Origin of the sequence: Sediminibacterium soli (genome assembly GCF_009939225.1) — a bacterium.
Lineage (GTDB): Bacteria > Bacteroidota > Bacteroidia > Chitinophagales > Chitinophagaceae > Sediminibacterium > Sediminibacterium soli.
The window spans coordinates 149,147-175,319 of record NZ_JAACJR010000003.1 but is presented as its reverse complement, the minus strand read 5'-3'; the positions used below and the strand labels follow the sequence as shown (position 1 = coordinate 175,319).

23 protein-coding genes are annotated in these 26,173 nt (G+C 50.6%); 9 read left to right on the top strand and 14 right to left on the bottom strand.

The window, feature by feature from the left end:
- The first annotated feature begins 25 nt into the window (after positions 1–25).
- The 7 genes from GWC94_RS00895 (at position 26) to GWC94_RS00865 (ending at position 7,331) form a co-directional block, all read left to right on the top strand.
- A complete protein-coding gene (locus GWC94_RS00895) occupies positions 26–751 on the top strand; it encodes a YoaK family protein (RefSeq protein ID WP_161833124.1) in 726 nt (241 codons plus the stop codon).
- Between the two features lie 26 nt (positions 752–777).
- Entirely contained in the window at positions 778–1,134 is a 357-nt protein-coding gene (locus GWC94_RS00890) for a bleomycin resistance protein (protein WP_161833123.1), read from the top strand.
- Between the two features lie 128 nt (positions 1,135–1,262).
- On the top strand, positions 1,263–1,817 hold the full coding sequence (locus GWC94_RS00885) for a cupin domain-containing protein (RefSeq protein ID WP_161833122.1): 555 nt from the start codon (positions 1,263–1,265) through the stop codon (positions 1,815–1,817).
- 76 nt (positions 1,818–1,893) lie between these two features.
- The gene (locus GWC94_RS00880; protein WP_161833121.1) at positions 1,894–2,778 is read left to right on the top strand and encodes an endonuclease/exonuclease/phosphatase family protein; all 885 of its coding nucleotides are present in this window, start codon (positions 1,894–1,896) and stop codon (positions 2,776–2,778) included.
- Positions 2,779–2,875: 97 nt separating this feature from the next.
- Positions 2,876–5,482 (top strand): alpha-L-arabinofuranosidase C-terminal domain-containing protein, encoded by a 2,607-nt coding sequence (locus GWC94_RS00875; protein WP_161833120.1) that lies wholly within the window; start codon positions 2,876–2,878, stop codon positions 5,480–5,482.
- Positions 5,483–5,621: 139 nt separating this feature from the next.
- Complete coding sequence (locus GWC94_RS00870) at positions 5,622–6,737, top strand: acyltransferase family protein (protein WP_161833119.1); 1,116 nt, start codon at positions 5,622–5,624, stop codon at positions 6,735–6,737.
- Between the two features lie 117 nt (positions 6,738–6,854).
- Positions 6,855–7,331 (top strand): DinB family protein, encoded by a 477-nt coding sequence (locus GWC94_RS00865; protein WP_161833118.1) that lies wholly within the window; start codon positions 6,855–6,857, stop codon positions 7,329–7,331.
- A 27-nt stretch (positions 7,332–7,358) separates the two neighbouring features.
- Here GWC94_RS00865 and GWC94_RS00860 read toward each other — a convergent pair whose 3' ends face one another.
- Complete coding sequence (locus GWC94_RS00860; RefSeq protein WP_161833117.1) at positions 7,359–7,832, bottom strand: DUF4112 domain-containing protein; 474 nt, start codon at positions 7,830–7,832, stop codon at positions 7,359–7,361.
- An 83-nt stretch (positions 7,833–7,915) separates the two neighbouring features.
- Between GWC94_RS00860 and GWC94_RS00855 the strand changes: the two genes are divergently transcribed.
- Both GWC94_RS00855 and GWC94_RS00850 read left to right on the top strand, forming a co-directional pair.
- A complete protein-coding gene (locus GWC94_RS00855) occupies positions 7,916–8,422 on the top strand; it encodes a DUF1648 domain-containing protein (RefSeq protein WP_161833116.1) in 507 nt (168 codons plus the stop codon).
- The gene (locus tag GWC94_RS00850) at positions 8,423–8,914 is read left to right on the top strand and encodes a nuclear transport factor 2 family protein (RefSeq protein WP_202628592.1); all 492 of its coding nucleotides are present in this window, start codon (positions 8,423–8,425) and stop codon (positions 8,912–8,914) included. It begins immediately after the preceding gene.
- Here GWC94_RS00850 and GWC94_RS00845 read toward each other — a convergent pair.
- From GWC94_RS00845 to GWC94_RS00785, 13 genes are all read right to left on the bottom strand, one after another.
- A complete protein-coding gene (locus tag GWC94_RS00845) occupies positions 8,901–10,379 on the bottom strand; it encodes a response regulator (RefSeq protein WP_161833115.1) in 1,479 nt (492 codons plus the stop codon). The two genes, GWC94_RS00850 and GWC94_RS00845, sit on opposite strands and share 14 nt — an antisense overlap.
- 42 nt (positions 10,380–10,421) lie before the next feature.
- Positions 10,422–12,818, bottom strand: coding sequence for a PAS domain S-box protein (locus GWC94_RS00840; RefSeq protein ID WP_161833114.1), 2,397 nt, complete (start codon positions 12,816–12,818; stop codon positions 10,422–10,424).
- A gap of 74 nt (positions 12,819–12,892) precedes the next feature.
- Entirely contained in the window at positions 12,893–14,518 is a 1,626-nt protein-coding gene (locus tag GWC94_RS00835) for an amidohydrolase (RefSeq protein ID WP_161833113.1), read from the bottom strand.
- Positions 14,519–14,634: 116 nt separating this feature from the next.
- On the bottom strand, positions 14,635–16,419 hold the full coding sequence (locus GWC94_RS00830; RefSeq protein ID WP_161833112.1) for an AMP-dependent synthetase/ligase: 1,785 nt from the start codon (positions 16,417–16,419) through the stop codon (positions 14,635–14,637).
- Between the two features lie 32 nt (positions 16,420–16,451).
- Positions 16,452–16,733 (bottom strand): 2TM domain-containing protein, encoded by a 282-nt coding sequence (locus tag GWC94_RS00825; RefSeq protein ID WP_161833111.1) that lies wholly within the window; start codon positions 16,731–16,733, stop codon positions 16,452–16,454.
- Between the two features lie 66 nt (positions 16,734–16,799).
- Positions 16,800–17,813 carry a tetratricopeptide repeat protein gene (locus GWC94_RS00820; RefSeq protein WP_161833110.1) on the bottom strand — a complete coding sequence of 338 codons (1,014 nt, stop codon included), beginning with the start codon at positions 17,811–17,813 and terminating at the stop codon, positions 16,800–16,802.
- Positions 17,814–17,881: 68 nt separating this feature from the next.
- Positions 17,882–19,108 carry a DUF1015 domain-containing protein gene (locus tag GWC94_RS00815; protein WP_161833109.1) on the bottom strand — a complete coding sequence of 409 codons (1,227 nt, stop codon included), beginning with the start codon at positions 19,106–19,108 and terminating at the stop codon, positions 17,882–17,884.
- Between the two features lie 79 nt (positions 19,109–19,187).
- Positions 19,188–20,126 carry a phosphatase PAP2 family protein gene (locus GWC94_RS00810; protein ID WP_161833108.1) on the bottom strand — a complete coding sequence of 313 codons (939 nt, stop codon included), beginning with the start codon at positions 20,124–20,126 and terminating at the stop codon, positions 19,188–19,190.
- A 1-nt stretch (position 20,127) separates the two neighbouring features.
- On the bottom strand, positions 20,128–21,432 hold the full coding sequence (locus GWC94_RS00805) for a DUF4833 domain-containing protein (protein WP_161833107.1): 1,305 nt from the start codon (positions 21,430–21,432) through the stop codon (positions 20,128–20,130).
- Positions 21,433–21,460: 28 nt separating this feature from the next.
- Positions 21,461–24,013 (bottom strand): DUF5686 and carboxypeptidase-like regulatory domain-containing protein, encoded by a 2,553-nt coding sequence (locus GWC94_RS00800; protein WP_161833106.1) that lies wholly within the window; start codon positions 24,011–24,013, stop codon positions 21,461–21,463.
- Positions 24,010–24,402, bottom strand: coding sequence for a GtrA family protein (locus tag GWC94_RS00795; protein WP_161833105.1), 393 nt, complete (start codon positions 24,400–24,402; stop codon positions 24,010–24,012). The genes GWC94_RS00800 and GWC94_RS00795 overlap by 4 nt, the downstream gene beginning before the upstream one ends.
- A complete protein-coding gene (locus GWC94_RS00790; protein ID WP_161833104.1) occupies positions 24,395–24,847 on the bottom strand; it encodes a phosphatidylglycerophosphatase A family protein in 453 nt (150 codons plus the stop codon). The genes GWC94_RS00795 and GWC94_RS00790 overlap by 8 nt, the downstream gene beginning before the upstream one ends.
- Complete coding sequence (locus GWC94_RS00785) at positions 24,844–26,169, bottom strand: inositol-3-phosphate synthase (protein ID WP_161833103.1); 1,326 nt, start codon at positions 26,167–26,169, stop codon at positions 24,844–24,846. Before GWC94_RS00785 ends, GWC94_RS00790 begins: the two co-directional genes overlap by 4 nt.
- Positions 26,170–26,173: the final 4 nt, after the last annotated feature.

Below are 26,173 nucleotides of genomic sequence, written 5' to 3'. Positions count from 1 at the left end.
TTATCTTTAGGTCGAAACCCGCTATATGTTCAGGCACCAGGGCAAAACACGAACCTTATACCATAACCTGCGTATCGCCTCCCTGTTGTCTTTCATCGCAGGTATCGTGAATGTGGTGGGCTTTTTTGCGGTTCAAAGGCTAACGACGAATGTAACGGGGCATTTTGCCTATTTCATGGACGAGTTCGTCAAACTGAATTTCGGACAGGGGCTGGTTTATTTCCTTTACATAGTGTTCTTCTTCCTCGGATCGTTTGCTTCCAATTTTATCATCGAGTCGGTGTCGAGAAAAAGCGAACGGTATATGTATGTTGTTCCCGTGGTTATCGAATCTGCGCTCCTGTTCATCACCGGAACCCTGCATGCCGGTTGGGTATCGGCTCATCCCGATACCATTGCCTTTGGCCTGCTGTTCGCCATGGGTCTCCAGAACTCACTGGTCACCACCATTTCCAATGCTCATGTCAGAACAACGCACCTGACGGGTTTATTCACGGACCTGGGAATAGAGTTGTCGCAGTATTTCTTTTACAAAACCAGAGAACACAGACAAAGACTTGTTTCGTCTATGCGGCTTCGCCTGACCATCATTGCTTTCTTTTTTACCGGCGGCATCGTAGGGGGTATTGCCTACGCAGGGTACGGTCTGCAGATACTGGCTGCCGCTGCCGGCATTCTGCTGCTTGGGCTTTTTTACGACAGCCTGAAGTTCAGGGTGCTGCTGCTTCGCAGGAAGATAAAAAAAGGATAATTCGGGAAATAGTTAATTTCAGTACCATGTTAACAGCCATCCATCCGAAACTGCCTATGCGGGATAAGCAGCTGACCAAAGCATTTTATATTGATACACTCGGTTTCAGCCAGCTGGGCACAGCGGATTATCCAGAATACCTGATGGTGAAAAAAGATGCCATTGAGATCCATTTCTTTTTGTTTGCTGCGCTGGATCCTAAGGAGAATTACGGGCAGGTGTATATCCGTGTAAACGATATCGACCAGGTGTACAGGCAGCTGCAGGAATCCGGCGCAACCGTACACCCCAATGGCGGGCTGCAGCAAAAACCCTGGGGACAAAAAGAATTCTCACTCCTCGATCCCGATAACAACCTGCTGACTTTCGGCGAAACAGTCTAAAATTAACCGCTGGCCACAGGCATACAGCAGGGATTTCCGGTAACGGCAATACAGGGGTATTTGAAATACCGGCAGGGTTGCTTACTTTGTTGTTTGTAAAACCCAATTATCCATTTAAACCACTTACTATGAAGCGTCGACTGTTTCTCCAGTTTCCCCTGGTTGCCTCTGCGCTGGCCGCGCAGGCAAAAAACCCCGCTGGCGACAGGGGCAAGAAAGGGTTTAAAATCGCCGCCAACAAAGACCGCTACCAGGAAGAGCTGCAGATCATGGGCGGCAAATTCGACTGTAAGATATCATCCAAAGACACCGATGGCGACCTGCTTGTATACGACACCGTACGCGAAACAAAAGGTGGACCGGCCATGCATGTTCACCACGAACAGGACGAATGGTTCTATGTGATCAAAGGTGTTTTTATGGTGAAAGTGGGAGAGGAAACCTTTACCCTTAACCCCGGCGATTCCGCTTTTGCACCGCGTAAGATCGCGCATGCCTTTGCCAAAACCAGCGAGGGGGAGGCACAGATGCTTGTGCTGTTTCAGCCCGCAGGCACCATGGAAGATTTTTTTCTGCAGATGGCGAAACTGGGTAAGGACATACCAAAGAACCAGGAAAAAGAATTGAAGGAACTATGGAGAAGCCACGGCATGGAGATCGTGGGCCCGCCCCTCAGCATTTAGGCAGCGGTAAGGCCTGTTATCGTTTTCACAATTAACCGCCGCTTAGAAAAATGGTTCTCTAAGTTTGTTGTCACAGATGCAAACACGTTCAACCCTTAAATGGTATTTACTGATCCTTGTTGCCGGTGCCATGTCGTGCCGCGCGGTACGGTTTTACAACGATCCTTCCAGGCCGTTCTACTATGCCAGTCAAAAGGATTCATCCGCACAGGCCGCAGGGGCCGATTCGCTGAACATCGTCACCTTCAACATTAAAAAAGCCGAGAAGATAGACCTGGCCATTGCGGAGCTTCGCCGGTTTGGTCAGCAGAAACCCATCGATATTTACCTCTTGCAGGAAATGAACGAGCAGGGTGTGGAAGCCATCGCCGCGGCACTCGGGCTGAACTATCTGTATATCCCCATCGTACATGACAACGCAGACCACAAAAATATCGGCAACGCCATCCTTAGCAAAGGAGCGATCGAGAAACCGGAGAAACTGATCCTGCCACATGCCAAATGGCAGAACCAGCAGCGCCGCGATGTAACGATCGGCGAAGTGACCATACACGAGAAAAAGATCCTGGTATACAGTGTGCATACCGAAACTTTTTCGATGAAAAGAAGCAAGCGTATGGACCAGATCGATACCATCATCAGCCATGCCAGGATGCAGTGTCCTGAATACGATTATGTACTGATCGGGGGCGACTTCAATACCATTTTCCCGAAAGACGGGAACAGGGTGGTGGAAAAGTTCAGCGGCGGCGGTTTTGAATGGGCCACTTCAAAAGTGGGCAGTACCGCGAGGGCCATGATGGGAATGGTAAAACCCAGACACGACTATGTATTTTCAAAAGGACTGAAACTGGCAAACGCCTACAAAATAGAGACTTCGAGATCGAGTGATCACTACCCCGTATTCGCCACTTTCCATTACGGCGACAGAACCACGCTTACCGCGCGTAAATCGGAATAGGCGCCCCGTTATTTTCATTTATTTCTTTTTGCAGGCAGGTGCATAACGGCAAACAGCCGTATTTTCACTTATTTGGCACTTCTAACCAGACTGCATAATGATTACCCGCATCTTTTGCCAGGCAAGACAATGGCTACCCCTGTGTATCGCATCCCTTTGTTTATCGCTGCCGGTATCGGCTAAAAAAACCGGTGTTTATAACGAACCCGATTCGGTATACCTGTTCTCCTACGGCATCAACGGCCTGCGTTTTGCCTGGAGCCAGGATACCCATAACTGGCTATCGATCGGCAAAGGTCATGCCTATATCGTAAGCGATTATGGCCGCTGGGGCGCTGAAAAGAAAATGGTGACGCCTTACCTGATACAGGGCAAAAACGCCTCGTGGCAGCTGGTTTGGAGCCTGAACAGTTACACGCCGCAGTTTGCGCATGCCAGTTCGAACAACCTGGTTACCTGGCGGGCGCAGAGCTACCCCTATGTATATGGCGGCAGAAATGTACTGCGCCCGGTGATCTCCTACGATAACAAGCGCGATCTGTATACGGTTGTATACACAGATTCGGTACGGAAATATTACCAGACCACCACCAGGGACCTGCGGTCTTATACGACCGCAAAAGAAGTTACCGCCGCGCAATACAAAAACGCAAGCATCACGGTCAGGATAGATACCGCTGCGGTGAGCGGACAAATGCACAAAGTGCCCTGGGCGGTTGTACGCGAACTGATCAGTGCCTATGAGCGAAGACAATATGCCAGCAGGCTGAACGCCGAAACAGCCCGGGAGGATGCACAACGGTTTGCAGGATTAACCACCGTAGACGCCGCCATACATCTGCAGCCGCAGAAAGCAAAACCCATCAGCACCCTGCTGACAGGTGTTTTTTTTGAAGACATCAATTATGCGGCAGACGGCGGGCTGTATGCCGAGCTGGTGCAGAACAGGGGATTCGAGTATCGCCCATCGGATAAATCCTATCGCGATAAAAACTGGACGCATACATTCGCCTGGTCTCTGCGCGGCGAGGGCACCGTTTTTTCGATCGATTCTGTCTTGCCGGTGCATGCAAACACGTCTCATTATGCGGTGCTGACCGTAACTACGCCAGGAAGCTCTCTCACCAACAGCGGGTTCGACGGAATGGCCGTTAAAAAAGAAGACAGCTATGCATTCTCCGCTTTTATCAGGCAGCTTTCCGGTAACAACACGGTGCTTGTAAAACTGGTGAGTGCGCAGGGAGCCGTGCTGGCGCAGCAAAGCATTGGCGATCTTTCTTCCGCATGGGAGCGCAGAAAAACGGTACTGACCCCGTCTGCCGATGCGGTCGATGCACATATTGAACTGGAACCCCGGCAACCCGGCACACTGGCATTCGATATGGTATCGCTGTTCCCGGAAAAAACATTCCGGCAAAGACCCAACGGTCTGCGAGCAGATCTTGCCCAGGCGATAGCCGATATACATCCCAGGTTCGTTCGCTTTCCGGGCGGATGCGTTGCACATGGCGATGGCATCGGCAATATCTACCGGTGGAAGAATACGATCGGTCCGTTGGAAACACGCAAACCCGACCGCAATCTCTGGAACTACCACCAGAGCATGGGACTTGGTTATTTTGAATACTTCCAGTTCTGTGAAGACATCGGCGCCGAGCCGGTGCCTGTGATCGCTGCCGGCGTGCCCTGCCAGAACTCCGGAACGGGCGGCGGCGGACAGCAGGGCGGCATTGCCATGAGCGATATGCCGCAGTACATACAGGACATCATCGATCTTATCGAATATGCCAATGGCGATGCCCGTAGCACCTGGGGCAGAAAAAGGGCGGAAGCCGGTCACCCCGAACCGTTTCATCTAAAATACATCGGCATCGGCAACGAAGACCAGATCACCACGGTGTTTGAAGAGCGTTTCAGGATGATCTACCAGGCGTTGAAAAAAACGCATCCCGAAATCACCGTGATAGGCACGGCAGGACCTTTTTTTGAAGGAACGGATTACGAAGAGGGATGGCGGATCGCATCCGAACTGAAAGTGCCGCTCATCGATGAACACTATTACCAGTCGCCGGGATGGTTTATCCATAACCAGGATTTTTACGACCGTTACGACAGAACAAAATCAAAAATATACCTGGGCGAATATGCCGCCAGCCTGCCCGGCGGAAACAAAACTTACTGGGAAACATCGCTTGCCGAAGCGCTGTACCTTACGGCCATCGAGCGCAACGGCGATGTGGTGAGCATGGCCTCCTATGCACCGTTATTGGGTAAGGAAGGACATACGCAGTGGAACCCGGATATGATCTACTTCAACAACACAACCGTTACCCCAACAACCGGCTATTATGTGCAGCAATTGTACGGCCGTCATGCAGGAAACCAATATATACCGGCAACCATACAACTCTCTCATACGCAGGAAGCGATCAGCAAACGCATTGCGTATTCGGCGGTAACCGATACCAAGACCGGCGAACTGATCGTAAAACTGGTGAACATGCTGCCGGTTGCGGTAAACAGCCGCATCGACTGTAACGGAATGCTTGGCAGCGAATACCTGGCCACCAGAACGGTCATGAGCGGAAAACCTTCCGACAAAAATGTGGTTCCGGTAACCGAAAGGCTGTCTCTAAACGGCAGCGCCCCGCTGCTGGAACTGCCCGCCTATTCATTTACGGTGCTGCGGTTAAAAACGAAGTAATGCCAGGGCGCCGGCCGCGGTAAATTTCACGGCACAAATAGGCTGCGGCAGCGGTTATTCGCCGGCGTATAAATCCATCCTGAAAATAAGCCGGTGCATCCGCTATAATTGTATCTTGGAAACAGAAGTTTGCCGTACTATGACAAATACCCCGCTCCCCAGTAAGCCCCATTACCAGGTCCTCGACGGACTGCGTGGTGTGGCCTCCATGATGGTGGTACTGATGCATGTTTGCGAGGCGCATGCAACCAGTCACCTGGATATGTTCATCAACCACGGATACCTTGCCGTTGATTTCTTTTTTGTGCTCTCCGGTTTTGTGATCGGCTATGCATACGACGACCGCTGGGGCCGCATGCGCACTGGCGGTTTTTTTCGCCGCAGGCTGATCAGGCTGCACCCCATGGTGGTGGCGGGTATGATCGTTGGCGCGCTGCTGTTTTATTCCCAGGCAGGCACCCTGTGGCCGATGATCAGCGAAACCCCTTTCTGGAAGATGCTGCTGGTGACGGTCATCGGGTTAACGCTGGTGCCCATACCTTCCTCTATGGATATACGCGGCTGGCATGAAATGCACCCGCTGAACGGACCGGCATGGTCACTGTTCTTTGAATATGCAGCCAATATCCTCTATGCTTTTGTTCTGCGGAAATTACCTGACCTGGTACTTGGTATCCTCACCGCCATCGCGGCACTGGCATTGATACAGCTTGCCGTTACCAGCCAATCGGGCGACCTGATCGGCGGCTGGTCGCTGGATGCGCCGCAGCTGCGGATCGGTATTACCAGGCTGCTGTACCCTTTTCTGGCCGGGCTGCTGCTGTCGAGGATCATACGACTGAAAAAGATCCCGAGCGCTTTTACCTGGTGCAGCCTGCTGACGGTTCTCGTCCTCGCCATGCCAAGGATCGGCGGTGCAGATACACTGTGGATGAATGGATGGTATGATGCGCTTTCCGTGATCTTGCTGTTTCCGCTGATCGTTTTTTTAGGTGCCGGCGGCGAAATAAAAGGGAAGACAGCAACTGCGGTATGCAGGTTTCTCGGGGATCTTTCCTACCCGCTGTACATCACCCATTACCCCCTGGTTTACCTGTATACCGCCTGGGTGGCCGAACACCGCACGGAAACAGGTATGGCAGTTGTATGGGGAATCGCTGTGGTGTCTGCGGCCATACTGCTTGCCTATGCCTGCCTGCGCTGGTACGATATACCGGTAAGAAAATGGCTTTCGAAAACGGTGCGGCAGGATTGATCGGGTGAACCGGGCTGCATGGCTAAATGGCTTTCTTATAGCAGGAGGGAAATCTCTGTTATTCGGCGCCGTAACTGTGCAACCATTACACTTATCACCTTACAACCTTTTACGACCATGAAGCTCACCGACACACTTTCGCAAAACCTATTACAGGTACTGACGGGTCCCAACTGGACAGATGTTTCGATAGAGGATGCCATCCGCGATCTGCATTTTGAACAGGTTACCCTGCGAACGCCGGCTTCGGCCAATACCATTGCGGGGTTATTGCATCATATCACTTACTGGAACCATATCATCCTGCAGCGGCTCGATGGCGAAAGTCCGGCGATACCGGAATCCAACGGATTTGATGCAGGACCGATCAGCAATGAATTCTCCTGGCAGCAGCTGATCGAAAAAACACGCCATTCATTCAGGGAACTGTCGCATAGGATCCAGTTGCTGCCGGACGAGAAATGGCAGGCGCCCGTAAACAATGGCAGGTCTACTGTTGCGGCCAGTGTATTCGGCATCATTGAACACGGCTATTACCATCTTGGCCAGATCGTACTGATCAGAAAATGGGTAACGGGTGCCGCCCGGCAGTGACCGTACGCTTTGGCAACCGGTCCTGCATCAATAACCCGCTGCCGCTGCCAGCCACCGTATCAACAGAAAGGACCCATAGCCCAATGCGGCCAGCGCGGTAAATAAAAGCAGCAGCAGCGGTAACAGCAGCTTCCATGCGGAACCGCGGTGTTTTCCCTTCTGCGCATATTCCTTTACCAGTTTCAGGTTGCGCCGGTTGGCTTTGTACGCAAAATCGAACAGGTCTCCAACTACCGGTATCGAACCGATGACCGCATCAATAAAAATATTGAAGATCATCCGCGCCAGTAAAAAACCGCTTGCGCCGGCGTGTGCCAGCAATACCACCAGCAGGGCGCCCGCAGCAAAACCCGCCATATCACCAATGCCCGGTACCAGCCCCAGCAGCGGGTCTATGCCAAAACGAATACCCGTTCCCGGTATCCGGAACTGGGTATCCATCAGTTTTACCAGTCGCTCGGCATACTGCATCGCTCTTTTATGGTGGTTGACTGGCCGCATAGCGCATGTTGTACCAATTTAATGCCATGCCCGGGGTAGGAGGCCGTTAAAAAAGTATGTACCTTACTACGCAATTGCTTTGCATGGGTCCGAGACCAAGAATACAACTCACACAAACCAAAGCCGATCGTGTATTGGAATGGTCGGGTATAGCGCTGCTGCTCTGCCTCTGGGCGTTTGCTGTTTTTGCCTACAGCAGGCTGCCGGATATCATTCCCACCCATTTCAATTTCAAAGGTGTGGCAGACAGATCGGGTAACAAACGCAGCATTTTTATCCTGCCGCTGATCGGTTCTTTTTTGTTTTTTCTGCTGACACTGATCAACCGGTTCCCGCATATTTTCAATTACCCGGTATCCATCACGGGGGCAAATGCCGTCAGGCAATACACACTGGCAACAAGACTGATCCGTTACCTGAAGACCCTGTTGCTGGTGCTGTTCCTGATCATACTTGTGTACACTTATTTTATTGCAACCGGAATAAACATACATATGGGCACATGGCTGATCCCGATAATCATTGTGTTTATGTTTGTACCCGTTCTGTTTTTTGTGGTCAGGTCCCTGCGTTCATCCAAATCCGTTTAAATGAAAAAAAATCATGTCTGGCTGCTGCTTGCCGCAGCAACCATGGGTTTCTGCGCCCCCGCAGGCAACAACCCCGGCAAAACAGCCCGTCTCTCACACGCAGCAGACGATAAAGAAAGTTTGTACAAAGAAATCGTGAGGGCCGACAGTCTTTTCTTTGATGCGTATAACAACTGCAAGATGGCGGTGATGGACTCGATGATCTCGGCCGATATTGAATTCTACCACGACCAGGGCGGACTCACCACCAACAAACAGGATATACTGACCGCACTCAGGAACAATATCTGCGGAAAAGTGACCCGCGAGTTAAAACCCGGCAGTATAGAAGTGTATGCCATTCCCAATACAGGCGCCGTGGAAATGGGTATGCACGGGTTTCATAATAACCAGGAAAAACCGCCCCCGCAAACACGTTTCGCCAAATTTGTTCAGCTCTGGCGCAAAGAACACGGAAAGTGGAAGCTGTCCAGGGTGATCAGTCTTCACTGACCAGGATGTCTTCGGTCAGCGGGAAACGAATGGTGATATGGCAGCCATTGCCGGGAGAGGATTTTATTTCCGCTTCTGCATTGTAGAGATCCGCGCGGCTCATGATATTGTAGATGCCGATGCCTTTTTTGTGTTTCCCGGTATCAAATCCAACGCCATCATCTACCACGGCAAGATGAATAAACGAGGCATCTCTTGTTAAGGTGATGGTTACCGTACTGGCTTTTGCGTGTTTGATGATATTGTTCATCACCTCCTGCAGGATACGGAACAGGTTCAGTTTAAAATCGTACAGGATATCCTCTTCGTAAAAACTGTCCGCGTTGAAGTCTATATGAAAATTATTGACAGCGGAAATATCGTCCAGCAAACCTTCGGCGGCTTTTCCCAGGCCAAAATGTTTGATCAGCGGGGTAACCAGGTTCTGCGATAGTTTGCGGATCTCTTCGATGGCGTTAAGGATAAACGACGAGGACTGTTTCAGCAGTTCGGTGTTTTCAGGACTTCTCTGCTGGGCCGAGGCTATGTACATCATGGCCACCGTCAGTTGCTGGTTTACGTTATCATGCAACTCGGAGCTGATATCGTACCGTTCTTTTTCCTGTACGCGTATGGTGGCTTCGGTGATCTCTTTCTGCTTCATCAGGCGTTCCTCTTCCAGCTTTTCCTCCAGCCTCACCCGTTCCGTGATATTGTTATGGATGGCCAGTATGGCAGTGCGCCCCTTGTAATCGATCCGGTGCGATGAAACATCCAGCACCATCAGTTCGCCGTTCTTCCGCAACTGGTGCCAGATCGCTGATTTGCGCGCAACATCCGACAGCAGGAACTCCTGTGCAAACGCTTTGGTACGTTCATGATCGGTGCTCGGCCTGAAATCGGTGATCTTCATCGTGAGCATTTCGTCCCTGGTGTACCCGTATTCTTTCTGCGCCACCTCGTTCACTTCCAGCACGTCCATGGTATGAAGATCCCAGATGAAGATGGGCATGGGGTTATTATAGAACAGGTTCCGGTAGCTCTCGTTGCTCTCGCGCAGGCTTTCGCGGATGCGGTTGCGTTCGATGCTGTACTGGATGGATTTTGCCAGCAGGTGTTCATCGAACTCGCCTTTGATCAGGTAATCCTGTCCGCCGCTGGCCATGGTTTCGAGTGCAAGATCCATATCGGCCAGACCGGTCAGCACGATGATGGGAATGGCGGACGCGTGTTCATTGATCTGCTCGTAAGAATTAAACCCCGAGCTGTCGGGAAGCGAAAGGTCCAGCAATACCACATCAACCGTATGTTCTCCCAGTATTTTGATCGCATCCGTGGCGGTATGCGCTTTCCATACCTTGCCAAAAGGAATACGCGTCATACCAAGCGTTTCTTCCAGCAGGAACATGTCTCCGGGATTGTCTTCTACGATCAGTATGTTCAACTGATGGATGTTCTCCGATATGTTCGCGGGCTTTTCGTTCATATACCTTGCTGGCTGCTGGCCTTGTTCCTGTTTATGTATTGATCAATTCAGTTTTCCGTCAAGATGTTTGGCAATAGTAAAGAAAAAAGTGCTGCCTTTACCGGGTTCGGATGAAACCCAGATCTTTCCATGATGTCTGTCAACGATCTTCTTGCAGATAGCCAGCCCTATGCCGGTGCCGCTGTATTCGTGTTTATGGTGCAGGCGCTGGAACAGCACAAATATCTTTTCAAAAAAAACGGGTTTGATGCCGATACCGTTATCGCTTACGCTGAACTGGTAATGGTTGTCTTCTTCTTTTCCTTCTATCTGTATCACCGGCGGTTCTCCGCTGTGGTATTTCATGGCGTTGCCGATCAGGTTCTGAAAAAGCTGGAACAGCTGCGTCCGGTTTGCTTTCAGATCAGGCAATGCGTCTACAGTAATGATGGCACCTGTTTCTTCCAGGGCCGCTAAAAATACGTTCACCACTTCATCAAGCAAGGCATTGGTATTGATTTCCTCGAAATTTTCCTTGTTGGAGCCCACGCGCGAATATTGCAGGAGATCCTGTATCAGTTTTTTCATCCGCTCCGCACCGTCTACCGCAAAATGGATGTATTGTTCCGCTGTTTCGTCTATCTGGTCTTCGTATTTCTTCTTGAACAGCTGCAAAAAGCTGGTGATCATCCGCAACGGCTCCTGCATATCGTGCGAGGCGATATAGGCAAACCGTTCGAGCTCCACATTGGAGGCCGACAGTTCGTCTGCCCGTTGCTTCAGCCGGTTATTGAGTTCCAGCAGCAGCGCCTCGCTTTCCTTTCGTTCCGTGATATCCCTGGTGGCACCGAGTACCCGAACGGCCCTGCCGGCATCGTCGCGGATAATGTATCCCTTGTCGTGCACATACGCATAGATGCCGCTCTTTTTCAGGAAACGGTATTCGTCTTCCCAATACATTTCCGCGGGGTTCTCCAGTATCCTTTTCTGTTTCTCAAATACCTGGCCAATATCATCCGGGTGTATGCGTTTGTGCCAGAAATTCCCGTCGTCCTGCGATTCCTCGAGATCGTAGCCAAACAACATTTTCAATCCCTTGCCCGTACGGGATACCATATCCGACTCGGTGTCCCAGTCCCATATCGCATCGTTGGTGGCAAGCGCCACCATATCGTAGCGCTGGTTGCTGTGCCGTACGGCCTCCACCGAAAGTTTGTTTTCGAGAATGATCATCAAAAGGTTCTTAACCCTTTCGAGTGTGTATTCTTCGTTGGGTGTGGGTGTTTTATTGGTTTTGTAATAGATCGCAAACGTGCCCATTACCCTGTTATGCGAGTCTATGATGGGAAGCGACCAGCTTGCTTTGATCCCGCTTTCTGCGGCCTCGGGCCAGGTTTCCGCCCATTGCGGATCGTTTTCGATATCGGTCACCACCACTTTCTCTTTTCGGAAAGCCGAAGTGCCGCAGGATCCCGAGTTTTCCGCAACCGGAATGCCTTTCTGCAACCGCTCCCTGACAGGTTTCGGCAGGCTCGATCCCGCCCATTCATATAGCATATTGCCCTTGATACGCATTACCGAGCAATACATGCCCTCGTGCAATCCTTCGATGGCGCGCAGGTAAAAATCAAGCGTGTTTTCGATATTGCTGTTCGGGCGGGCATTCATCTCCAGCACATCGCGCTCCAGTTTCTCCAGCGTTCGCAGGTTCTTGACCTCCGTCACGTCTTTCACGTACACCGAAATATATTTCTCGGAAGGGTAAACGCTTACATCCGCCCAGATATGGTATTCGGGAAAAAAATCGCGGAAACGGATAGAACGGTTATCGTCCACCAGGTGATGGAAATAATCGTGCTGGGACAGTTTGATGAATTCCGGAAACTCATCCCAGATATTCCTGCCGATCACTTCTGCGGCGGGGCGGTGCAGTATTTTTTCAATGGCGGCGTTCCAGAAAAGGATCGTGAAGTTGCGGTTAAGGATAAAGAAGCCGTCGGTGAGACTGTTCAATACATTTTCAAGCAGCGCGCGGCTGTCCTCTTCTTTCCGGTGCAGCACAGAGGCGCCCTTGATGATATCGGCTGCCGGACCAAGTGCTTTATCCGATACCTCGGTGGCAACGGTACAGGCAAATTTCTCGCCTTTTTCGTCTTCGACGATCACGGAAGAAAGCTCCATCGGAAACCGTTCGCCATTTTTCCGGATACCGGTAATCACCCCTTTGACGCTTCCTTCTTCCTTGCGCTCGTGCAATAACATGGAAAAATGCAGACCGGAGGTATCGATCACCTGGTCACGGTGCAGGCCAAACATCTCCTCCCTGGTGTAACCAAACATCAGGCAGGCTGCCATATTTACCTCGACCAACCTGCCTTCTTCAGGTCTTGCAATAAAGAATGCATCGAGTGATTTCTCAAACAGCGATCGGTACGAATCTATACTTACCAGTAATGGCATTGGAGCAGACGGGTTTATTCTTACTGCTGGTTGCAAGTTGTCTAAATTCGCTACATTTTATTTAACCGCCAAGATCATTTTTTTTCGGTTGTGGGATACGTGATGCCCAGTTGCTCGAGATAGGTTCTGTATCTGGACGGATCGTAATAAAATTTCTTCATCTGCTCGCGGTAGGTTCCCTGGATCTCCTTATTGAGAAAAACCGGTGCAGGATCGGTGTTTTTGATAAAGGGTTTGTATTGAACATCCTTTGTCTGCACGTTCAGAAAATACTCCTTTGCCTCTGCCAGCACCTGCGGATCGGTAAACAGATCGATCAGTGTAAGCGCGGTGGCTTTGGCCCCAGCCAGGGATCCCTTGTGTGCGATAGGGGTAGCCATGGCGATGGCATCGGCCCAGTGATGGCCTTTTGTGCCGGGTATATTGGCCGGGTACCGCAATACGATGGTGGGCACATTCCATGCAATATCCGCAATATCGTCAGAGCCGCCGCCCCAGGAGAAGGGCACGGAACCTTTTACGGTGTCGATCTTTGATTTCAACCCGTCGATGGGTTTTCCCTGGTTGTCTTTTTTGGGCGCTTCCACCAGTTTCTGCACGGCCCGGGCCATCTGCTGATCGGCTTCGCTCCATTGCGGAAAGCCCACCGTTTTTATATTCTTATGCATGGCAATGGCCAGCGCCTTGTTGAAATGCCCGGGCCATGCGGTGCCCAGTATGCGGTAATTCATTTTTGTATCGGTCATGGTAGCCGCACCCTGCGCTATCTTTACGCCTGCATCATACAGGCCCTGTATGTCCTCGTAAGTGCGCTCGCGGAAATAATACCATACGCTTGCCTTGGAAGGCACCACATTGGGCTGGTCGCCGCCATCGGTGATCACGTAATGCGATCGCTGTGTGGGTTTGAGGTGCTCGCGTTTGAAGTTCCAGCCGATATCCATCAGTTCCACCGCATCCAATGCGCTTTTGCCTCTCCAGGGCGCGCCGGCTGCATGGGCCGCATCGCCTTCAAAAGAAAACTGAACGGATACCAGTCCGTTATTACCCGGATCGCCGTAGTCGGCGGCAAAATCGCTGCTCACATGCGTGAAGATGCAGGCGTCCACATTTTTAAAATAGCCGTCGCGTATATACCAGGCTTTACTGGCCACCAGTTCTTCCGCCACGCCGGGCCAGATCACCAGGGTGCCGGGTATATTGTTTTTCTGCATCAGCTCCTTGGCCGCTATGGCCGCATAGATGATCACGGCCTGACCGGAGTTATGTCCCTCACCATGACCGGGCGCGCCTTCCACGATAGGATCTTTGTAGGCAACGCCCGGTTTCTGGGAAGCTTTGGGAATACAATCGATATCGCTGCCCAGTGCAATTACCGGGCTGCCATTACCCCAGCGCGCCATCCAGGCAGTGGGTATACCGGAAATATTCCGTTCGATGGCGAACCCGTTCTTTTCCAGAATGCCTGTGAGGTATTTTGATGTTTCCGTTTCCTGAAAGCCCAGCTCGCCGAAGCTGAACACCATATCCACCATTTCCTGCACCGCTTTTTCCTTGCCCGATACAGCTGTTAACGCAGCGGCTTTCAGTTTGCCGACAAAAACCGAATCATATTTTTTTACCGGCTGGGCGCATAAAACCGTTGCACCGCATACCGTAAATAACAAAGCCGGCATCATCCGGCGAAGCAATGTGGACATAGCAGAGATGTTTTAGTTTACAATAAGAAAATACCGATTACCGGGCGGGGGAATACCGATCTGCAGAAATCAATACTGCGACATTTGCTGTTCCCTGTTCAATATCCGATACTCCCTCACCCGTATATTCGCTCAATCGCTTCCCTGAATTTCTCCATCACCACCTTGCGTTTCAGACTCAGCTTGGGTGTCATCTCACCGGTTTCAATGGTCCATTCCTGCGGAAGGAGTTCGAATTTTTTGATCTGTTCCACATGGTTAAAGACCGCGTTATTGTCTTCCACGATCTGTTTGTACAATGCCAGTGTCTCAGGTTTATGTATCAGTTCTTCGTTGGTTTGAAAGCTGATGTTTTTTTCTTTTGCCCAGTTTTTCAGCGAGGTGAAGGAAGGAACGATCAGGGCCCCTACGAATTTCCTTTCCGCGCCCACCACCATTACCTGCTCCACAAAGGGGTTTTCCTTGAGTTTGTTCTCGATCGGCTGCGGCGCCACGTATTTGCCGCCGCTTGTCTTGAACAGTTCTTTTTTTCTGTCGGTGATCTTCAGAAATTTGTTTTCGTCCCATACGCCGATATCGCCGGTATGCAGCCACCCGTTGATCACCGCATCTGCCGTAAGATCGGGGCGTTTGTAATACCCCTCCATTACACAGGGGCCCGACACGCATATTTCACCGTCTTCTTCCAGCCTCACCTCGATGCCTTTGATGGGCGGACCCACGGTGCCGAATTTTGTTCCGCCTGCTTCTTTTCGGTTAACCGAAATCACAGGACTGTTCTCTGTAGGACCATACCCTTCGTAAACGGGGATCTTTGCGGCGTTGAAAATGCGCAGCAGTTTTACCTGGCAGGCCGCACCGCCGGTTACAATATAGGACACTTTGCCGCCCAGCGCCTCGCGCCATTTGCTGAAGATGAGTTTATTGGCAATGGCCAGCTGCATATTGTACCAGGCGCCGCCGCTGACGCGGTTATCGTATTTCTCTCCCAGCGCCACCGCCCAGAAAAACAGTTTCTTTTTGATACCTGTTAGCTGCGAACCGGTGTGCATGATCCGCTCAAAAACTTTCTCCAGCAAGCGCGGTACGGTGGTAAACCCGTCGGGTTTTATTTCGCGCAGGTTATCGCCGATGGTTTCCAGGCTCTCTGCGTAAAAAATACTGATGCCGCTGTACAGATAGATATAAGAAACCGTTTTTTCGAAGATATGGTTCAGCGGAAGAAAGCTCAGCACACGGGTTTGCGGCGCGTCTTCGAACGGGAAACTCTGTTTTGAAAAATACAGGTTGCTGTAAATATTCTTATGGCTCAGCATCACCCCTTTGGGCGTACCGGTGGTGCCCGAAGTATAGATGATGGTGGCAAGATGTGTTACGGGGATTGACTGCCTGATCACCGCCACCTGCTGCAGCGCGGCTTCGTCGGCCAGTGCGGTTACTTCGCTCCAGTGTTTTGCCCCATCGATAGGTTCAAAAGTATAAATGCCCTGCAGAGAGGGCACTTCTGCGGTTATGCTTTTTACTTTTTCGAGCAGGTCGTGACTGCTCACGAACATGTATTTCACCGCGGCATCGCGCAGGATAAAAGCCAGTTCCGCAGGATTGGTGGTTGGGTAAACCGGAACCAGGATGGCCCCCAGCTGCTGCGCGGCCATATCGGTAAAGATCCATTCGGGGCGGTTATTGCTGATGATGGCGATCTTATCGCTGTTCTCTGCACTGAAATCGCCGCCGCTTACACCGAGTTTCAGCAGGCCTGCGCTGAAGCGGTTCACGATATCGGCCACCTGCTGCGTGCTGTAGTTCACCCATACTCCTTTTTCCTTGGCGTTGAGCATATCGGGTTTGGGAAAATGCTCCAGCTGGTAATCGATACAATCAAATAGTCTCCTGGTGGTCATGGCAATCGTTAATCAGATCAAAGAATAGCAGATCAGGCTCCCTGGTCGCGTTTCAGTCGCTCATATTCCTCTTCGGCAAGGTCTTCCTTACTTCCGCTATAGGCATCAAAATACTGGAAACCCAGCGCAACGCCCCAGCCCAGCATAACCCATACAGGCCATGGGTGGCTGCTGAAGCCCTGTGTGCGCCCGGTTGTGATCCACCAGATTGCCCAGAAGAAAGCACAGATCACCAGGTAACTGTATAATGATTTCTTGAAGCTGGCTCTTTTCTGAGCCATTCGCCAGAGACGCTGATCTTTTGACGGTTCCATAAAAAGGATTTAGAACTGTCAAAATAAGCAAAAAAGCTGAGATAACTATAGCAGGCGGATGGACTGTTACGACTTGAAATAATACTGTCCCGCAGGTATCTTGAACACCTTGCTTTCCTGCAGTTTTTTAAACCCGTCTGCTTCTTTTGCGTGGGTGCCCTGCCAGCTCTGGTAAGCAGCTTCATTGGCGGGTGTATGGAACAGCCAGTAGTTATAGGCATCGAACAAACCATCGCCGATCAGTTGCTGCCCGTGTTCGAATAAACGGTAAGGGTATTGTGTCCGTTTGATGCGCACCCAGTCCTGGATGAACTGTTTGCGCATGGCGGTGATGCTTTCAACCGTGCCGCCGTCTTTTACTGCGGAAGCGGCCTGGACAAAAGAGGCGAGTACCTCTTTCTCAAAATCGGAAAGACCTTTTGCCTGCTGCAGGTTGGCAAGTGCCCCCGGCGCGAGCGCTTTTTTATAAGCATCGAACAAAACGGATTTTATATCATCGGAACGTTTTGTAAAACTTTCGAGGTTGAGGAAATTCTCCCCGTACAAAACAAGCCTGGTCCAGTTCATGGTACGGCTGTAATACATGGCGGCATTGTAGTAATTGCCGCTGTAATTCGGATCCTGGCGAATGCCTTTTTCCCATTCGCCGATTGCGTCATCCAGGTTCTTATCCATGGCCAGCAGCTCACCGTATTCGTTATAGATCACGCCACTGTTGGGAAATTTCTGCAACGCGGTTTTGTACAGTTTCGCTGCTTCCTTGGCAGAGGCGGTGGCTTTGTAGCAAAGACCGAGTATCTGGAACGATTGCTGGTCTGCCTCCGGAAGCTCCACCATGGGTTTGCCGGTTTCTATCGCGGCACCGAAATCTCTTTTGAGGAAATAGGTATAGGTAAGGTCTTTCAGCACTTCAATATTGTTCGGCTCTGCCTGTCTTGCCTGGTTAAGCGTGGCAATGGCTTTGTCAAAATCGCCCTGCTGCAAAGCCGTTCTCGACTGCTCGCGCAGCTGGGTTGTGTTTTGTGCCTGTAATTGAACAGTTGCCAGTGTGGCGAAGAGTATGATCGCGAAATATTTCATGTGAAAGGGTTTCCGGGTTTATGCCGATACCAGGAACCGGCTCAGGGTAACTGAAAAAATCGTGCCTGTTATTCGTAAATAAGGTGTGTAAGCAAGCCATCCCGGAGTTTGGGTTCAAACCAGGTGCTTTTGGGAGGCATTACATTGCCGCTGTCTGCTATATCGAACAGCTGTTCGATGGTTACGGGATACAGGCTGAATGCCACGGCCATTTCGCCGCTGTTGACCCGTTTTTCCAGTTCCTGCAATCCGCGTATGCCGCCAACAAAATCAACGCGTTTGTCGGTACGCGGATCTTTGATGCCAAGCAGTTTATCGAGTACGTTATTCTGCAGTATCGTTACATCCAGCACGCCTATCGGATCGGTGGTATAGCTTGTTTTTTTGGCTTCGAGCCTGTACCATTGTTTGTTCAGGTACATCCCGAACTCGTGCAGTTTTGCCGGTTTAACAGCGCCCTCGGTTACCGGTTCTGCCGTGAACTGCCGGGAGAGTTCCTTGAGAAACGCTTTTTCCGTCAGGCCGTTCAGGTCTTTCACCACCCGGTTATAGTCCATAATGTACAACTGGTCTGAGGGAAACAGGGTGGTCAGAAAATAATCGGCGCCCTCGCCGGCCGCCACCTTTCTTACCTTGGCTGCCGATGCCGCCCGGTGGTGCCCGTCGGCGATATAGGTAAAGGGGACATTCTTTTCAAAAACCTGCGCAATGGCTTCGATGGCCGCATCGTCGTTAACGATCCAGACTGTATGCTGTATACCATCGTCGGCGGTAAAATCGTACACAGCGGATTTCTTTTTCTTCCAGTCGCCGATCAGTTCATCGAGTGCCGCATTGCTGCGGTAGGCCAGGAAAACATTCCCGGTCTGCGCCCCCGATACCCTGATATGGCTGATGCGATCCTGCTCTTTTTCAGGCCGGGTAAATTCATGTTTTTTAATGATATCGTTCTCATAGTCATCAACACTGCTTACACCCACCAGTCCGGTCTGGCTGCGGCCATTCATCACCAGCTGGTAAATATAAAAGCAGGCTTTGTTTTCCCTGAACAGCACATCGCGCTGGATAAAAGCGGAGAGGTTCTTTTTTGCCTGCTCGTATACCGATGCATCGTGTACATCGGTTGTATCGGGAAGGTCTATTTCACTTTTGGTGATATGAAGAAAGGAATTGGGGTTCCCTATCGTCTCTGTTTTTGCCTCGGTGCTATTCAATACATCATATGGGCGACTTGCTACCTGTTTTGCCAGCTGGGCCTGCGGTCTCAACGCCTTGAACGGTTTTACGATTGCCATTGGACAAATATCCGCAATTAATTACAAACGAAAAGTCAGAACGGGGCGGAAAAATAAAACATGCGAAAAACGCTGAGGCTCAGGAAATTTTTTTGACGAATCCGGTCACAAATCGCTTTACCCAGGTTTCTCTCTGTACCGATACCCTGAATACCAGCAGGCTGATAATGGCACAACCGATGCCTGCAAGCACGTCCAGCACATAATGATGGCTGTTGTACACCGCCGCAAACCATATTCCCAGCATAACCATGCCGAAAAACAGGTTAAACCATTTTGCCTTATACACAATACCGTAATACAGCACGATCAGCGGATAAGAAGCATGCAGCGAAGGCATGGCGGCAAACACATTCGAGCTCTTACTGTAAAGTGACTGAAAAATACCCGCGCCGAAAAAAAGATCGAATTTCTCGAGTCCGCCCGTATTGCCCGGTGTATTGGCGATAAAAGCAAACCCGTGCTGCTGCACATACCAGGGCGGCGCCGCGGGGTAGATATAGTAGACCGCAAATCCGATCAGGTTCACCAGGAAGAAACTAAGCGAAAAATGCAGAAAACCCATCCTGTTCTTAAAAAACAGGTATACGGCAAATGCCAGCGGAACGGGCACCCAGCACAGATAAAATATACCCGTGATCACATCCAGGAAACTGCGGCTGTGCAGCGCCCAGTATTCATTGGGCGTAAGGGTTGCACCCTCACCTGAAATTCCAAACAGGTTTTTCTCGGCCTGGTACAGATCGGCTATATGCACCTGGTTATACCGGTAATTGGGAAAAGCCTTCATATAATCGAAGATCACCCAGTACACGATAAAGATGGACAGTCCGGTGATGAACTTCCTGGTTGTGCGGGATATAAAATAAAAACTGTTGAAGAATACCACCAGGTATAACTGATCCGGCTTATACCCGATCAGCAGCCAGGAAAGCAGCAGGTAAACAGCCGATACCGTACAGGCAATAAGAAAACTCTTCCCGGTATACAGCGATTTTGTTTCGGTGGTTGCGGACATATCAGGGTTTGAATCTTTCCATCACCTCTTTGCCGGTTTCAGGATCGATCCCTTTTTTTTCCATATAGACAACATTGGGCGACCAGAACGTTCCTCCGTCCACCTGTATGAATACCCTGGTGAGCAGGGCCTGTTTCTGGTTGATGGTGGCATATACATGGTATTTCCCGTCTTTGGGAGAGCGCGCCAATGTGAATTTTTGTTTTTTGTACGATACAAATGCAAACTCGTAGCTGTCGTCTGTTTTAGGCCACACTTTCACGCCGTAGGCAAACACACGCTGGATATAATTGAGTTCTTTTTTTTCGCCGCCATCGGCATACCGGATCCAGAACGGGTGTATCGGTGCATCTTCATCGAGCCGGCCCGGTTTTTCATAATTCAGTTCGTAAACGACCGTATTGGAATTGGCGTTTCGCTGCAGGTAAAACAGCTGGTTGGCATTACCGGCGGGAACAGGGAAATTATCTCCCGGGTCTTTGGCCGATACGACCGATTGCGTTGCAACGGGCAGCTTACGGCCATCGTTTTCCTTATAGGTAAACCCCATTCCGCCAAGCACGATGAGTGAAGCGGCCACTATTATTTTTTTACCGCCCGCATCGCGCTGGTCGAGGGTTTTCTTGGCGCCCAGCAGCCTTTTGAGCGCGGTGATATTGGTCAGCAGGGCCATCAGCACAATAGGCATCGTAAAAATAGACATGGTTTCCAGTACATGGAACTTCACACCCGGTATATACCATTTGTGATCGCCCCCTATATAATGCGCAGTAATGCCGCATGCCATGGCAGATACGCCGATCAGTATGATGCGTTCGGGCCGCTGCATCAGACCGTCTTTGCAGTCAATACCAAGCCCCTCCGCCCTTGCACGTGTATAACTCACCATCATGGATCCGATCAGCGCAATAAATGCAAAGATGGAGCTGAAGAAATAATGGTGGCCCACCAGGTAATAACATATACCGAAAAACATCACCATCTCGCTGTACCTGTCCAGCACCGAATCGTACAAAGCGCCAAAGGAAGAGCTCATGTTGCCCAGTCTTGCCACCTGCCCGTCCAGCATATCGAACAAACCCGCAAACAATATCAGTCCGCCTGCCCATCCCACATAGGAAAGATCGTTGCGGTTACCCGCTTCGGCGCCAAGTATAAAGATCACCGTAACACAGATATTCAGTATAAACCCGATGGTGGTAACCGCATTGGGTGTCAGACCGCACTTGATCAGGAATTTTACAAACGGATCGATGATACGGTAGATACCGTGTTGCAATTTTGTTCTGAGAGATATATCGGCCATTTCCGTTTGTTTCAATCGGCAAAAATAATTAAAATTCAAATTTGAACCGGGCACGTACGCCCAGCGAGGATACTCCGGGGTGATCGAGGTAGTTGAACCTTTTCACCAGGTCTACCCTGAACAGCTTAAAAATATTGGCAACACCCACACTGCCCTCTATATACGGTGTTTTATCCAGCGCATAGGTAGCGGGTATACCGCTCACCGAGGGGTACTGGATCAATGTGGGGTCTTTGTAAGGGTTGTTCTCGTTGCGCACACCGCCGTACAGTATTTTGGCGGATACCACTTCCCGCAGTTTCAGTTTCTTCAGCAGCGGAATGCGGTTGAAGAAAAGACCGTTGAAATGATGGTCCAGGTTCACCGCAACAAAATGATCGCTCGCAAATTCCTGGAAGTTCATCAGGTTATAGGAATTCAACTGGTAGGCATAGGTCTGGTTGGCGCGGTGCACCGTCATCAGCGGATAGGGCAGTTTGCCGAATATATACCCGCCCTCGATCACGATATCGTTGTACCCGAGCTGCGACATATACGCCCTTTTCTCCACGCGGAAGTTCAGGTTCTGGTAATTGTATTCTCCGTTTACCAGCCCTTTGATACCCGCAATAAAGCGGAGCGTAACGATCGGGTATTTGTTGATGATGGGTATGCGGTACACCTTGCCCTGGTAAAACTGTTCGTTGGGCGCCCAGCGGAATTCTGCAGAAAGTTCGGTGGTGGTCAGCCTGTCTACGTTAACCATGCTTCCGTTCTGCTGCTTGGCGTACACGATAGACCCCGCGGGATCCTGCTGCCAGTTCCTGAAACCCAAGGTGTACGATTTATGGTTGCCGAATTCGTGCACATACTCCAGTCGTATGTTGCGGTTGTATAACCATTTGTCGTTGGTGCCGCGTTTAAACGAAAGCAGGAAATTGTCTTCCGAAACAAACTGCAGTTCCTGCCCGGGTATCTTGGTATCGTACTGGAAACTGGCCCGGAGAAAATTCAGCGGGTAGGTATAGATCGACTTGTTATTGAGCGAATAGGTGGTGCTCAGAAAACCTTTCCATTTCTCATCCTTGAAGCCATACGCGCCATAGGTTTCGAAATAAAGACGCTTGTTGAATTTGGGTGTTGTTCTTCCGCCAAAACGAAGTTTGAAACCCTCCACAGGGTTAAAACTGTAGAATGCCGCCGCGGGACCAACCTCAAAATACGGACCCACCGAAGTATACCCCGAGAACAGGAACATGGCGATCGCCATCGTTCTGCGGAAGGATGGCATTTTTTCGAGGCTGTCGATATTGCTGTACACCTTGGCCTGGATATTCGTCAGCGTATCATGGCGGTTGGCCGTCCAGAATGTATCCGTTCTTTGTTCTGCTTTCTCCTGTTTTACCAGGTCGGCGCCGGCATATATGCTGTCTGGCTGCGGCTGGTTGATGGTAAAATTCCGGAACGAAACGGTGCGCTCGCCAAAGAACCCGGTGCCGGTATTCTTGGTTACGCTGGCATCGGCCATCACATTGCTTTTGATCAGGTGATAGCGGCTGTCGGTGCCTCTTTCAAAATCAAGATCGATATGCAGCTCGCGCACCCAGTTCAGGTTGGCATTCTTGCTGAGGAACATATTGATCTTCTGCACGGCATAGTTACCGTCGAGCGTTACGTACATATTACCCCTGAACAAAAGATCGTTGGTATTACGGGGCGTAAAGTACAGTTTGATCAGTTTCAGTCCGCTTGCATCGGTAATGGTATCGCGGATATAGTACATGTAAAAGGTAGGGCCCAGATCGGAGATAGGGCTCAGGAACTGGTAGGTAAACAGGGGTATATCGTTGTCATAGATATCAACATCCATATACAGCCTGTTGAGGTAGCTGCTGATGCCTTTGTTATCGATATACTCCCCGTAGTTCACCCTTTTTTCACCGGTTACCACGGTCTTTGTTTTTTCGGGTTTGCGGCGGTAGTATTTTTTGGAGGTGGTTTCTTCCAGGTATACCGGCAGCAAGGTTTTTCCTTCAAGCGTGGTGCTGTCCTTGTTATCGAATACGAACTGGTATCTCCGAAGCAGTTTTGAGCTGGTCAGTTTCTGCGAAGGGTTGCTGATGGATACCAGTATTTTCTCGTACTGGTCGTACTCCACATAATCGTAATGCTCCACACGGTTAAGGGATTTGTTCTCGATCACACGCCTGATGAGTTCCACTGCGGGATTGCCCTTGTTGCGATAGGGTGCGCGTTTGTTGGTGCTTACGGTAACGTTGTTGATGGCCCTGGGATCTGTTTCCAGCTCAAAATCCATATGCTGGGTGGTGCCCGGCACTATCGTCTTCAGTATTGCCTTATATCCAACATAGGAGATCTGTATGGAACTGCCGTTACCCGAAGAACGCAGTGTATACTGTCCCAGACTGTCGGTAACCGTGCCGCGGCCGCCCTTGAATACCACGCTTACATATTGCAGCGGCTGTTTGCTGACCATATCGCGGATAACACCCTGTACAACGGTCTGTGCAGACAATTGCATCATTCCCAGAAGCAATAGCAATGAAACCAGTCCCCTCCTTATCATCTGTCTATTTTTCATTCATCCGCCTGTTTAAACACAAATCTTTTTTGCAGTGTATAGTTATAAAAAAAGCCCACGAACAGCGATACGGTAATTTTGGATACGAGGTAACCGATCTTACCGTAATCCGTCATCAAAAAAACACCCAGCGACACCAGTACCAGGTTACCCACCCATACCAGCACGTATTTCACCGCCTGGAAGAACATTTTCCTGTTGTGCGCCGCAAATACCCACCTGCGGTTCATGCTGAAATTCACGATACCGCCGCTGACCGTGCCCAGTATGCTTGCCAGCAGGTACCAGCAATGCGCCCACTCTTTCAGCACCACCGTTACGGCAAAGTCTGTTGCCGAAGCGGTGAATGATGAGGCCTGTGCCCTGATGAATGTGCGGTAGTTAAACATGCAAGGTGTATATCAGCAGTTGCAAAACAAGGTTACTGTACACGCCGGCCAGCACATCATCCATCATTACACCCCATCCGCCGGGCAGCACTTCGGTTTTCCTGATGAACAGCGGTTTCAGGATATCAAAAAAACGGAACAGCCCCAGTGCCATCAGCACATGCACTGTGGTTACGGGAATAAGCAGCAGGCTTATGCACATGCCTGCCGCCTCATCTATCACCACACGGCTGCTGTCTTTTCCCCAGTCTTTCTCCACCCGGTGAGCCGACCATATTCCCATCGCCGTAATCGCGAACGTAATAATGACCAGTATGTTCTCCGCGCCGCTGTCTGTCTGAAAAAAATACCAGAGCGCACATACCACTGCCGCCGTCAGGGTACCGCCGCCTTTGATAAGGCCGATACCCAGGCAACTGGCGAACAGTTTGTGCAGTTTTATCATAATGCCTCCACCAGGTCCTGGTAATAATCCAATCCCAGGTGCGTGATCAGGTCTTCACCCATCATATGCCTGAGCGTGTTCTGCAGTTTGATCAGCTGTTTGAAGATATCATGCTCGGGACGCAGACCCGGCGCGGTTTGCGGCGATTTGAAATAGAACGACAGCCACTCCTGTATACCGCTCATATTGGCGCGTTTGGCAAGGTCCATGAACAGCGCAAGATCGAGCACGATCGGTGCGGCCAGGATGGAATCGCGGCAAAGGAAATTGATCTTGATCTGCATGGAATACCCCAGCCAGCCGAATATGTCGATATTGTCCCAGCTCTCCTTGTTATCACCGTGCGGAGGGTAATAGTTGATGCGCACTTTATGGTACAGATCGCCGTACAGACCCGGGTTGATATCAGGCTGCAGGATGTCTTCGAGCACACTCAGTTTGGAAACTTCTTTTGTTTTGAAATTATCAGGATCATCCAGCACCAGTCCGTCGCGGTTGCCGAGGATATTGGTGGAGAACCAGCCGCGCACGCCCAATGCCCTTGCATGCAAGCCGGGTGCAAGAATGGTTTTCATCAATGTCTGACCGGTTTTGAAATCCTTACCGCTGATGGGCGTATCTGTTTCTTTTGACAGCTGTATCAACGCGGGTATATCGCAGGTGAGGTTGGGCGCGCCGTTGGCAAATGGTACGCCGAGTTTCAGGGCCGCATAAGCATAGATCATGCTGGGTGAAATGGCGGGGTCGTTATCGTGCAAGCCTGCTTCAAATGCCTCTACAGACTGGTGCACATCGGTTTCTTCCAGGTATTTTTCAGTGGAACCGCACCATACGATCACCACGCGGCTGCAGTTGTTCTTTTGGCTGAAAGTTTCGATATCGTTCATTACCGCCAGGGCCAGGTCGTGTTTGCTTGCGGCTTTCTTTATATTGTCTCCGTCGAGGTTTTTGATATAGGATTTGTCAAACACCGCTTTCATGGGAACAATGGCTTCGAGTTCGGGCCTGATGGCATCGAGCAGCGAAGACTCCAGCACTTTTGCCTTGCTGGCCGCTTCGTATACATTGTCGGCATATACATCCCATCCGCCAAATACCACATCGCTCAATTCTGCCAGGGGTACAAAATCCTTTATCAGCGGATACCGGTTCTCTGTTCTTTTTCCCAGCCTGATATTACCCATCTGGGTCAATGCACCGATAGGTTGTGCAATTCCTTTGTTAACTGCAATCACTCCCGCAATAAGCGTGGTACCTACCGCACCCAGACCGGGCAGCAAGATGCCCAGTTTACCCTCAGCAGATTGAACTTGTTCTTTCATGTTT